The 11,251-nt window shown below is 59.2% G+C and carries 13 protein-coding genes; 8 read left to right on the top strand and 5 right to left on the bottom strand.

What is annotated here, in order from left to right:
* The first annotated feature begins 1,005 nt into the window (after positions 1-1,005).
* The gene (locus KGA96_RS27625; RefSeq protein ID WP_223515651.1) at positions 1,006-1,980 is read left to right on the top strand and encodes a L,D-transpeptidase family protein; all 975 of its coding nucleotides are present in this window, start codon (positions 1,006-1,008) and stop codon (positions 1,978-1,980) included.
* 123 nt (positions 1,981-2,103) lie between these two features.
* Here KGA96_RS27625 and oprI read toward each other — a convergent pair whose 3' ends face one another.
* The gene (gene oprI / locus KGA96_RS27620) at positions 2,104-2,355 is read right to left on the bottom strand and encodes an outer membrane lipoprotei OprI (protein ID WP_003199355.1); all 252 of its coding nucleotides are present in this window, start codon (positions 2,353-2,355) and stop codon (positions 2,104-2,106) included.
* A gap of 640 nt (positions 2,356-2,995) precedes the next feature.
* Here oprI and KGA96_RS27615 point away from each other — a divergent pair.
* Complete coding sequence (locus tag KGA96_RS27615) at positions 2,996-3,283, top strand: GNAT family N-acetyltransferase (protein WP_007973562.1); 288 nt, start codon at positions 2,996-2,998, stop codon at positions 3,281-3,283.
* 86 nt (positions 3,284-3,369) lie between these two features.
* Here KGA96_RS27615 and KGA96_RS27610 read toward each other — a convergent pair whose 3' ends face one another.
* Both KGA96_RS27610 and KGA96_RS27605 read right to left on the bottom strand, forming a co-directional pair.
* Positions 3,370-4,446: a 3-deoxy-7-phosphoheptulonate synthase gene (locus tag KGA96_RS27610; protein WP_046043373.1), complete on the bottom strand. Its 1,077-nt coding sequence runs from the start codon at positions 4,444-4,446 to the stop codon at positions 3,370-3,372.
* Positions 4,447-4,633: 187 nt separating this feature from the next.
* Positions 4,634-5,077, bottom strand: a complete 444-nt coding sequence (locus KGA96_RS27605; RefSeq protein ID WP_046043374.1) for a PilZ domain-containing protein — start codon at positions 5,075-5,077, stop codon at positions 4,634-4,636.
* On the opposite strand from KGA96_RS27605, the gene KGA96_RS27600 reads away from it, so the two are divergent.
* From KGA96_RS27600 to cysB, 5 genes are all read left to right on the top strand, one after another.
* Positions 5,076-5,462 carry a thioredoxin family protein gene (locus KGA96_RS27600; protein WP_046043375.1) on the top strand — a complete coding sequence of 129 codons (387 nt, stop codon included), beginning with the start codon at positions 5,076-5,078 and terminating at the stop codon, positions 5,460-5,462. The genes KGA96_RS27605 and KGA96_RS27600 overlap by 2 nt on opposite strands.
* On the top strand, positions 5,459-6,412 hold the full coding sequence (locus tag KGA96_RS27595) for a putative 2-dehydropantoate 2-reductase (protein ID WP_223465997.1): 954 nt from the start codon (positions 5,459-5,461) through the stop codon (positions 6,410-6,412). The genes KGA96_RS27600 and KGA96_RS27595 overlap by 4 nt, the downstream gene beginning before the upstream one ends.
* 25 nt (positions 6,413-6,437) lie before the next feature.
* Positions 6,438-7,343, top strand: a complete 906-nt coding sequence (locus KGA96_RS27590; protein WP_046043378.1) for a 5'-nucleotidase — start codon at positions 6,438-6,440, stop codon at positions 7,341-7,343.
* A gap of 95 nt (positions 7,344-7,438) precedes the next feature.
* Positions 7,439-7,942, top strand: coding sequence for a universal stress protein (locus KGA96_RS27585; RefSeq protein WP_046043379.1), 504 nt, complete (start codon positions 7,439-7,441; stop codon positions 7,940-7,942).
* A 113-nt stretch (positions 7,943-8,055) separates the two neighbouring features.
* A complete protein-coding gene (gene cysB, locus KGA96_RS27580) occupies positions 8,056-9,030 on the top strand; it encodes an HTH-type transcriptional regulator CysB (RefSeq protein ID WP_223515647.1) in 975 nt (324 codons plus the stop codon).
* A gap of 15 nt (positions 9,031-9,045) precedes the next feature.
* Here the strand turns inward: cysB and KGA96_RS27575 are convergent, their stop codons facing one another.
* Positions 9,046-9,528 (bottom strand): GreA/GreB family elongation factor, encoded by a 483-nt coding sequence (locus KGA96_RS27575; RefSeq protein WP_046043382.1) that lies wholly within the window; start codon positions 9,526-9,528, stop codon positions 9,046-9,048.
* Positions 9,529-9,530: 2 nt separating this feature from the next.
* Positions 9,531-9,944 carry a hypothetical protein gene (locus KGA96_RS27570; protein WP_223465993.1) on the bottom strand — a complete coding sequence of 138 codons (414 nt, stop codon included), beginning with the start codon at positions 9,942-9,944 and terminating at the stop codon, positions 9,531-9,533.
* A 124-nt stretch (positions 9,945-10,068) separates the two neighbouring features.
* On the opposite strand from KGA96_RS27570, the gene earP reads away from it, so the two are divergent.
* Complete coding sequence (gene earP, locus KGA96_RS27565) at positions 10,069-11,211, top strand: elongation factor P maturation arginine rhamnosyltransferase EarP (RefSeq protein ID WP_223465992.1); 1,143 nt, start codon at positions 10,069-10,071, stop codon at positions 11,209-11,211.
* Positions 11,212-11,251: the final 40 nt, after the last annotated feature.

The raw sequence follows: 11,251 nt of genomic DNA, 5'->3' as shown, positions 1-11,251 counted from the left end.
ACATCGTTGGGTTTTACAACAACGAGCGGCTGCACTCGAAACTGGGATATCTGCCACCAACCGTTTACGAGCGGGCGATGGCGTCGAAATCACCTACCGAGGTGTCTGGAATTAGTTGACCACTACATTGCCCTCCGGTCGGCTTCGCTTCGACCTACATGCAATGAGTTCGACTGCGTCGAACGGCGCTGCGCGCCAATCCCCGGATGAACACCTCCGTTCAGCCTCCCGAGGGGGCGGGTGGATCAAGATCAAAAGCTGCAGGCGAGCTAACGCTCGGCCTGATGAGTGGTGAGAAGCGTGGGTGTACGCCGATCAACTGGAGCTGGCTTGCCAGCGAAGGCGGCCTTACAGCCGACCAATCTCTTGCAGGCATACTCGGATCAAGTGTGGGAGCGAGCCTGCTCGCGAAGACGACCTGCCAGCCGACCCAGACCTTGCAGATGTACTGAGTACCTGTGGGAGCGAGCTTGCTCGCGATGACGACCTGTCAGTCGACCAGGTACATCACAGACGAACGAACCCAACAAACAGGCCGGCTGGTAGGCCGCCTCGGGCGCTTTTGCGGTACACGCCCCCTCGTGAGGCCGAGAGGAGGTTCTGCGCAGTGGGCAACTCGGCATGGATGCCGGGTTAGCTGCCCCCGGCCATGGATGGCCGATGGCGGCGGGCCCACGGAGCAGGACCGGAGCGAGGGCATGCCGAGCCACGGCGAGGCACCGAATGTCAGGGGCAAGAGCCCTTGGTTACTTGGGGCTTTTCCAAGTGACCCGCTGTAAGAGCGGAACCATAGGTGGCCGTTACCGCAGAAACGGATATGTACACCATCAAAATCCATGCCGCCTGACACACAGCCATCGCGAGCAGACTCACTCCCACACGGGATCGAGGACAACCTCAAAATCGCCTTGCACTGCCTGCAATCGGGCCATCTCCCCGAAATAACAGACAGCGGTGTACAATCGCGCTCTTATATCTCTGTTGATCATGCGAAGGATTTTCCGGATGTTGCCGCGTTTTCCTGCCGTCACCCGCTGCCTGACTCTTGCCGCCCTCTTTGTGGCCGGTCCAGTCGCAGCATTGGAGTTTCCCCTGCCACCGCCAGGTGAGGACATCATCGGCCAGGTGCAGGTGATCAAGGCCAAGTACGAAGATACCTTCGCCGACCTTGGTACCGCCTACGATCTGGGCTACACGGAAATGGTCGCGGCCAACCCGGGTGTCGATGCCTGGTTGCCAGGCGCCGGCACGGAAATCATCCTGCCGACCCGCTTCATCCTGCCACCAGGCCCGCGTGAAGGCATCGTGATCAACCTGGCCGAGTACCGCCTCTACTACTACCCGAAAGGCAAGAACGTGGTGTACACGTTCCCGCTGGGTATCGGTCGTGAAGGCTGGGGCTCGCCGATTGCCCACACCAGCATCACCGCCAAGACACCGAACCCTACCTGGACGCCTCCGGCTTCGATCAAGGCCGAGCACGCAGCAGACGGTGATCCGCTGCCCAACGTCGTGCCGGCCGGCCCTGACAACCCTCTGGGGCCGTTCAAGTTCACCTTGGGCACACCGGGCTACCTGATCCACGGTTCGAACAAGAAGTTCGGCATCGGCATGCGCACCAGCCACGGCTGCTTCCGCATGTTCAACAACAACGTGCTGGAAATGGCGGGCATGGTGCCGGTCGGTACGTCGGTGCGGATCATCAACGACCCGTACAAGTTTGGCCTGAGTAGCGGCAAGGTCTATCTGGAGGCGCATACGCCGCTGGACGACAAGGGCAACCCGTCGGTGGTCGACAAGCACACCGCAGTCATCAATGCGATGCTCAAGCGTGAAGACATCACCAACAACCTGCGCATGAACTGGGATGTGGTGCGTGATGTGGTCGCCGCTGAAGACGGTCTGCCGGTTGAGATCGCTGTGCCGGGCAACGGTGTCGTACCGATGGTGTCGAGCACTCCGGTCGATCCGCTGCAGTAATGCTGGCAAAGAACCCGTCGGCGCGGACCGCGTCGACGGGTTTTTTATTGCCCGGAGAAACGCCAGGCAATAAAAAAGCCGACCCAAAAAATGGGTCGGCTTGATAACAATCCCGAAGGATTATTACTTGCGGCTAGCTTTGTCCAGCATGCGCAGAGCACGCTCGTTAGCTTCGTCAGCAGTCTGTTGTGCTTTTTGAGCAGCAGCCAGAGCTTCATCAGCTTTGCGGTAAGCTTCGTCTGCACGAGCCTGGGAGCGAGCAGCTGCGTCTTCAGTAGCGGTCAGACGTGCTTCGGTTTCTTTCGATGCGCTGCTGCAACCGGTAGCCAGAACTGCGGCCAGAGCCAGAGCAGAGAATTTCAGAACGTTGTTCATCGTGTTCCCCTTCAAGGACTTTCTATTAAGTAGCTATCTCCTCCGATTGAGGAAATAGCCGGCGTACATACTACCCATTACTTGTAGTAAGTAAAACTGACGTGACGCAAGAAGCAAAAAAAATTGTAGGCGTTGATTCTTTTTCGAGCAACTTTTAACTGAATTGTTTAAAAAATATCCAGCTGCAAGGCCCGTGGCTGAGCGAACTGGCGAGAAAAAGTTCCTGTGGCACGGCGCTCTTTTTCCTGGTCCGGCTAAAGTCCGCCTACATGGATTCGTCTACACTTTTGTTCGGCTTTTGTGTGGCGCCTCTCAATATCTTTCTCGATGTTCAGGTGACTTTAACAACGGGCGCTCGTCTTAAGTCTCAACATCCGGCAATGTACAGGCTATCGACCCGGAGTGATCTTCGGTCGAGCCAATCCTGCGTGATCCGGAGCCGCACCCGCCAACCGGCACGATGACGAGCGCATCTTGAGCATTTCTGCCAATGGTGCCTACTATTTGTACGTGCTCGGTAGCGCGAGATCGGTGCAGCTCTTCTCGGTGTCCATTCAGGCACGGGGTGGCGTAGATGTTCCTTCGCCGGAAAAACATCGGTAAGGTAGGGGTCGGAATTCCAGACCCGCGAGGAGTAGTGATGAGCGAGGCGTTGTCCATCCACCATGACCAGGCTGGTCATCAGTTCGAGACCAATGTGGACGGTCATCGTGCCTATCTGACCTATATGGATCTGGGGAAACAGACCCTGGATATCTATCGCACCTTCGTGCCCAACGCATTGCGTGGTCGCGGTATTGCGGCAGCCTTGACCGAGAAGGCGCTGGAGTACGCTGACGAAATGGGCTACACCGTCATTCCATCGTGCTCCTACGTCGAGCGCTACATGGAGCGTCACCAGCGGCATGCGGCCAAGCTGAGTCAGTGACCTTCAACAAAACGAACACATAAAAAAACGCCGGGTTCAGCCCGGCGTTTTTTTTGTGTGCGCTTTTTGCGCCGCCAAACAGGCGATCAGCTGCGATCGCGATTAGGCAGCACATCCTTGAGCTTGGCATGCATGCTGCGCAAGGTGTTTTCGGTCGCAGTCCAGTCGATGCAGGCGTCGGTGATCGACACGCCGTATTGCAGGTCGGCGAGGTCTTTCGGGATCGCCTGGGCGCCCCAGTTCAGGTGGCTTTCAACCATCAGGCCGATGATCGACTTGTTGCCTTCGAGGATCTGGTTGGCGACGTTCTCCATCACCAGCGGTTGCAGGGCCGGATCCTTGTTGGAGTTGGCGTGGCTGCAATCGACCATGATGTTCGGCTTGATCTTCGCCTTGTTCAGCGCCTGCTCGCAGAGCGCAACGCTGACCGAATCGTAGTTCGGCTTGCCGTTGCCGCCGCGCAGCACCACGTGACCGTAGGCATTGCCCTTGGTGGTCACGATCGACACGCCACCTTCCTGGTTGATGCCCAGGAAGCGGTGCGGGCTGGAAACCGACTGCAGGGCGTTGATCGCTACGGTCAGGCCGCCATCGGTGCCGTTCTTGAAGCCGACGGCCGAGGACAGGCCGGAGGCCATTTCACGGTGAGTCTGGGATTCGGTGGTGCGCGCGCCGATGGCCGACCAGCTGATCAGGTCCTGCAGGTACTGCGGGGAGATCGGGTCGAGGGCTTCGGTGGCGGTCGGCAGGCCTTTTTCGGCCAGGTCCAGCAGCAATTGACGACCGATGTGCAAGCCGTCCTGGATCTTGAACGAGTCGTCCAGGTACGGGTCGTTGATCAAGCCTTTCCAGCCGACGGTGGTACGTGGCTTCTCGAAATACACGCGCATGACCAGATACAGGGTATCGGACACTTCGGCGGCGAGAACCTTCAGGCGCTCGGCATATTCGTGGGCGGCCTTGATGTCGTGGATCGAGCAAGGCCCGATGACGACGAACAGGCGATGGTCGGTGCCATCCAGAATGTTGCGAATGACTTCGCGGCCCTTGGTGACGGTGCGCAGTGCGGCGTCGCTCAGGGGAATATCGCGCTTGAGCTGATCGGGAGTGATCAGTGTCTCGTTGGAGGCGACGTTTAGGTCGTTGATCGGTAAATCAGCCATCGTTTACTCGTCAGGTCACGGGTGCCGGCCGCCAGCGAACCCGCGCGGCGGAGCACAGCAAATTAAGCGCGTCGGGGACCCGAACCTTAGCGCGTTACACCGTGGCTCGACAATGGGCAGACGCCGGTTTGGTGGGCTTTCGCAGTCAGTTTCCCTGCCGTGAGGGGCAAACCGATCAAGAACACCCCTATTCCAGCACCGGCTGCGCAAAAGCCTTGCGCACCGAATCGTGAGAGAACTCGTCGGCATGCTCTTGGACCCATTCGAGGGCCAGGGCCTGGATATCCTGCAAGTCCTCGTGGGCGTCATGCAGGCGGCAGTAGCGTTCGATCTGGCACACCTGCTCACCCATTCGGGCGCTGAACAGCGTTTGTTCATCGACGAAGGCGATGCCCACCAGGTAACCACGCTTGCGTCGCAGGCACCAGGCGACATAGCCCAGGTAGCGCATGTCCGGGTTCACGGTCGGCATGCGTACCTCCAGCGCCGTGCCGTGGCGCCACGCGCGGTGATAATTGCAAGCCATGCCCCCGAGGCTGATAGTGTGCAGCTGTCGTCGCGAAAGACACTCAGGTTTCAGCAACTTTAACTCGACGGGCACATCGTCAGGGTGAGGAATGAATCGTCCCATGAACACAGACTCCATGTGTCGGCCATCTGACATTGTTCCCTCCAGTATAGTGGTCGAATTGGAACTGACCGATTTTGACGCCGACCAACGGCTGCTGGCGATGAGCGGCGTATCGCTGGTCATTTTCACCAGTGTCGGCTGCGCCAGTTGCCGTTTTGCCCGTGAGCAATTGCCGACACTCGATCTGGCAGTCGACCGACTGTGCTGGATTGATGCCGGCAACAACGGCGGGGTGGTCGAGCGTTATCAGGTCTTTCACTTGCCGGCGCTGTTTGTCGTTCGCGACGGCGAATTCTTTGGAGCACTCAAATCGCGTCTGACCGACACCGAGCTCAATCGAGCCGTGCGCCAGGCGCTGAGTCGAACAGCAGAGGAGTTGCCATGACGGGGACAGTTGCCAGGCCGACGATCGGCATTATCGGGACCGGCGCAATCGGCGGTTTCTACGGGGTGATGCTGGCGCGAGCCGGTTTTGATGTGCATTTTCTGCTACGCAGCGAGTTTTCCGCCGTGACCGAGCACGGGTTGCAAGTCGATAGCGCGCCCCACGGTGCGCTGAAACTGAATCCGGTACAGGCTTATTCGAACGCTGAAGACATGCCGCCCTGCGACTGGCTGCTTGTGGGGGCGAAAACCACCAGCAACGCCGACCTGGCACCTGCCATCCTGCAAGCGGCGGCACCGAATGCCAAGGTACTGCTGCTGCAAAACGGCCTGGACGTCGAAGACAGCCTGCGCGAGCTGCTCCCCGATTCGCTGCATGTGCTCGGAGGGCTGTGCTACATCTGCGTCCATCGCGAGGCGCCGGGCGTCATCACCCATCAGGCGCTGGGCGCGGTGCATGTGGGGTATCACAGCGGTCCCGCCGATGGGCCGGCACGCACTGCGATTGTCGAGGAGGGCGTCGGGCTGTTTCGCAGCACCGGCCTCGATTCCCAGGCCATGGCGAATTTACATCAGGCGCGTTGGCAAAAACTGGTCTGGAATATCCCTTACAACGGTCTCTCGGTTTTGCTGGGGGCGAGCACCACACCGTTGATGGCCGATGCTGACAGCCGCGAGCTGGTCAAGGCGCTGATGGCTGAAGTGGTTCAAGGCGCAGTTGCCTGCGGGCATGACGTACCGGCAGGGTATGCCGAGCATTTGTTCATGGTGACCGAAAAGATGCCCGACTACTGGCCGAGCATGTACCACGATTACTTGCACAAGCGACCGCTGGAACTGGCCGCGATCTACGCCCGGCCTTTGGCGGCGGCGAAGGCAGCCGGGTGTGAGATGCCACGCACCGAGGCCTTGTATCGCAGTTTGAGTTTCATTGATCGACGCAACACCTGAGTCGACCGACCTGAGGGGGAAGGGCATGCCAAAGGCAATTGACGACAAGCTGGTGCTGGCGATTTCTTCGCGGGCGCTGTTCGACCTGAGCGAAAGCCACAAGGTCTACCTGTCGAGTGGCGTCGAAGCCTACCGGCAGTATCAGATCGAACATGAAGACGAAATCCTCGAGCCCGGCGATGCCTTCCCGTTGGTGCAGAAACTCCTGAACCTCAACAACAGCCTCGGCCGCGCCCGGGTCGAAGTTATTCTGGTGTCGCGCAACAGCGCCGACACCGGGCTGCGGGTGTTCAACTCGATTGACCACTACGGACTGGCAATTTCCCGTGCGGCCTTTGTCGGCGGGCGCAGTCCGTATCCCTACCTCAAGGCCTTTGGCTGCGATCTGTTTCTCTCGACCCACGCCGAAGACGTACGCAATGCACTGGACGCCGGGTTCGCGGCAGCGACCATTCTGTCGGGTGGTGCCAGCCGTGCGGCTAGCGACGAGTTACGCATTGCCTTCGACGGAGACGCGGTGCTGTTTTCCGATGAGTCGGAGCGCATTTATCAGGCCGGTGGTCTGGAAGCGTTCCAGGCCAGCGAGCGTGAGGCCGCCCGCGAGCCGTTGCGCGGAGGGCCGTTCAAGGGCTTTCTCGCTGCTCTCAATCTGTTGCAGCGTGAATTCCCGGAAGACACCTGTCCGATCCGTACCGCGCTGGTCACGGCGCGATCGGCACCGGCCCATGAGCGGGTTATTCGCACGTTGCGCGAATGGGACATCCGTCTCGACGAGTCGCTGTTCCTCGGCGGCCTGACCAAGTCGGCCTTTCTCGAAGCCTTCGCGGCGGACGTGTTTTTCGACGATCAGGCCGGCCACTGCGAGTTGGCCCGTGAAGTCGTCGCCACCGGTCATGTGCCCCATGGCATAAGCAACGAGCAAAAGGTTTAAGCCCACCGTTCAATGCGTTGCGCCGGACGTCGTAGTCGCCAAGGCACTGCTAAGCTGAATCAAATCTCCGCCATGTTGGCAGTCGAGGAGGTCATATGATTCGTACGATGCTGTATGCCACTGACCTTGGCCTGTATGCGCCCGTGGTGATGCAGCATGCCCTGGAGCTGGCCAGGACCTTCAATGCCGGTTTGTACGTCGTGCATGCGGTTGAACCCATGGGGTTGTTTGCCGAATCGGTGCTGCAAAGTTATCTCGATGAACAGGCGCTGAACGAGTTTCACAGCCAGGGCCTCAATACGGTGATTGCCAGTATCGAGCAACGGGTGCTCGACAGTTTTCGTGAGGAGTTGGGGGATGAAGGGGAGCACGACCTGGAGCGGATTCAGGCAGTACGGGTGCTGCAGGGCGATCCGTCGCAGGTGATTCTGGACCAGGCGCAGAAACTCTCCGTGGATTTGTTGATCGTAGGTAGTCACAGCCATGGCGCCGGTGCGGAAACGCCTTTGGGGCGAACCGCCGCCCGTGTGTTGCAACTGTCCAAGGTGCCGGTCTATCTGGTGCCGTTGGTGCAACGTCGTCGCCAAGGGGACCGCTAGGACACGAATAATGGCAATCTGATAAAAAAGTTCTAGATTTATTCTTCGAGCCATTAATATAGTTATATATCGTCGCTGATGCCCGTGGCGTCTACCTGCTTTGAGGGATTCATATGAAGCTTCAACAATTGCGCTACATCTGGGAAGTGGCGCACCACGACCTCAACGTTTCCGCTACAGCCCAAAGTCTTTACACCTCTCAACCGGGCATCAGCAAGCAGATCCGTCTGCTGGAAGACGAGCTGGGCGTCGAGGTTTTTGCCCGCAGCGGCAAGCACCTGACCCGCGTTACCCCAGCCGGCGAGCGCATCATCACCACCGCTGGCGAGATTCTGCGCAAGGTTGAAAGCATCAAGCAGATCGCCCAGGAATTCTCCAACGAGAAGAAAGGCACCCTGTCGATTGCCACCACTCACACCCAGGCGCGTTATGCATTGCCGCCGGTGATCAGCAATTTCATCAAGCAATACCCGGACGTTGCCCTGCACATGCACCAGGGATCGCCGATGCAAATCGCCGAAATGGCCGCTGACGGCACCGTGGATTTCGCCATCGCCACCGAAGCGCTCGAGCTGTTCGGCGATCTGGTGATGATGCCGTGCTACCGCTGGAACCGATGCGTGGTCGTGCCTCAGGGCCACCCGCTGACCAAGCTGTCGAAACTGACCCTCGAAGCACTGGCCGAATACCCGATCGTGACGTATGTGTTCGGTTTCACCGGCCGTTCGAAACTCGACGAAGCCTTCAGCCATCGCGGCCTGACGCCGAAAGTGGTGTTCACCGCTGCCGACGCCGACGTGATCAAGACCTATGTTCGCCTGGGGCTGGGCGTGGGCATCGTGGCGAAAATGGCCGTCGACAGCAAACTCGACAGCGACCTGGTGGTGCTCGACGCCAGCGAACTGTTCGAGTCCAGCGTGACCAAGATCGGCTTCCGTCGCGGCACCTTCCTGCGAGGCTTCATGTGCGACTTCATCGAGAAGTTCGCGCCGCACCTGACCCGCGAAGTCATGGCCAGGGCCATTCAGTGCCACAACAAGCAGGAACTGGAAGAGCTGTTCGAGGGCGTCGAACTGCCCGTTCACTGATAGCGTTTCTGCCGGTCAAACTACCTCGGTGACAGCGAACTGTTGCCGAGCGCCCGCCACCATGATCTCCACCTCATCGCCCTCGAATTTACCCAGCAGGCTTTTGCCCAGCGGTGAGCGCGGGGTGATGACGGTGATCAGTTGCCCCACCAGATCGACCTTCAGCCCGGCTGCATCGGGTGCCAGAAACAGCCATTGTTCGCGCCCCTTTTCGTCCTCGAGCCCGAGCAGCGCGCCCACTTCGATGCCCCGCTGATCGTCATACGGGCGCAGGGCCAGGTTCAGGCAGAGGTTCAGTGACTGGCGAATTTCCTCGACCCGCCTGGCTTGCCCGGCCGCGAGATAGGACGCTTCCAGCCCCAGGGTGTCGTACTTGTTCTCGGCGATGTTTTCTTCGTGGGTTGCCGTTTCGTAGGCGGTTTGCGCGGCCCGCTCGGCGATGTCGAGATCGATCCGCAGCTTGTCGAGAATCAGTTGGTGGACGGTTTGCTTATTCATGATCAATCGCAGAATTGCAGGACGTTGGCGCGACTTTTTTCGCTGGGCGCAGTCCGGTCCTGTTGCAGCCAGAACTGACAGCTTGGGTTGGACAGGTTGCGACTGCTGCTGCTGCGCGCCTGATCGAGCCGTTGCTGCTGCTCGTTCTTGCGCAGGTTTTCTTCATATTGGTCGAACAGCGGGCTTTGTGACGGCATGTCCGGCACCGATTGGGCCACCACAGGTGGTTTGGCCAGTTGCTCCACAGCTGTCGCCACAGACGCCAATTGCTCGCTGAAAAGCAGGCGCGAAGCGAGCCAGCAGGTCAGCACGATGGCAATGAATCCCAGCCACATGCCGAGGGCGATGCTGCCGGTCAGTTGCAGGGCGTTGAGGCTGATCGGGAAGGATCGGCGTGGAGTGGGGCGGTGGGGCATGATTGCCTCCTGGCGAAAGGTCACTGGCGAGTGGCGATTGTCGCATGAAGAATAATCGCCGTCGGCTCTTCTGCACGGGGTAATTTATGCGGACAATCGGCGCCTTTGCCAACGGGAGCCTGGAATGCCTGAAATGAAAACCCGCTGGGATATTTTTTGCACCGTGGTCGACAACTTCGGCGACATCGGGGTGACCTGGCGACTGGCCCGGCAACTGGTGGCCGAACATGGTCTGGCGGTGCGTCTGTGGGTCGATGATCTTCGAGCGTTCGAGCGCCTGTGCCCGGAAATCGACATCCATGCTGCGCAACAGTGGCAGCAGGACGTCGAAGTGTGCCAGTGGCCCGCCGAGTGGCAGCCGACTGAAGCCGCCGATGTGGTGATTGCTGCCTTTGCCTGCCAATTGCCGAGCGCCTATATGGAGGCCATGGCCGAACGGGAAAAGACGCCGCTGTGGATGAACCTCGACTATCTGAGCGCCGAAGACTGGGTGATCGGCTGCCACGGTTTGCCCTCGGTGAAGTACAAAAATGTGCAGAAGTTCTTCTTCTTCCCTGGATTCCGGAAGGGCACCGGTGGACTGCTGCGTGAGCGAGGGTTGCTGGAACGGCGTCGGCAATTTCAGCAAAATCCGCAAGTTCAAAGAGAATTCTTGCAAGGTTTGGGGATTGATCCTGCGCCTGGCACGCAGCTGATCTCATTGTTTGCCTACGAAAACACCGGTCTGGCCAGTTGGCTCGATGGGATGGCTGGCGATTCTACGGCCACTCATCTGCTGGTGCCGGAAGGGCGGATTCTCGGCGACGTCGAGCGTTGGCTTGGTGTGCAGGGTCTGGCGGCCGGTGCAGTGCATGTGCGGGATGCCTTGACCGTGCAAGTGCTGCCATTTGTCCGCCAGGATCAATACGACCGGTTGCTGTGGTGCTGCGATTTCAATGCCGTGCGCGGCGAAGATTCCTTCGTGCGCGCTCAATGGGCCGGCCGGCCATTTCTCTGGCACATTTACCGGCAGGAAGAAGACATCCACCTGGACAAGCTCGAAGCCTTCCTCGAACTTTATGTAAAAGGGTTATCTGCGCCTGCGCGGGAGGCGATCAGCGGTCTCTGGCGGGCGTGGAACGCTGGTGAAAAAATAGCCGACCACTGGCAATTCACCCGTAAACACTGGCCAGAGCTGGAAAAACACGCCGAGGCGTGGTGTCAGGAACAGGCCTTGCAGGCCGATCTTGCCACGGCGCTGGTACAGTTTTATGGAAATTGGATATGATACGCGGCCTAGATTTTTGTAAATCCCATCCAAATTCGGA

This window comes from Pseudomonas sp. GL-R-26 (genome assembly GCF_019947365.1).
Taxonomy (GTDB): Bacteria; Pseudomonadota; Gammaproteobacteria; order Pseudomonadales; family Pseudomonadaceae; genus Aquipseudomonas.
This window is presented reverse-complemented; position numbering and strand designations above follow the sequence as displayed.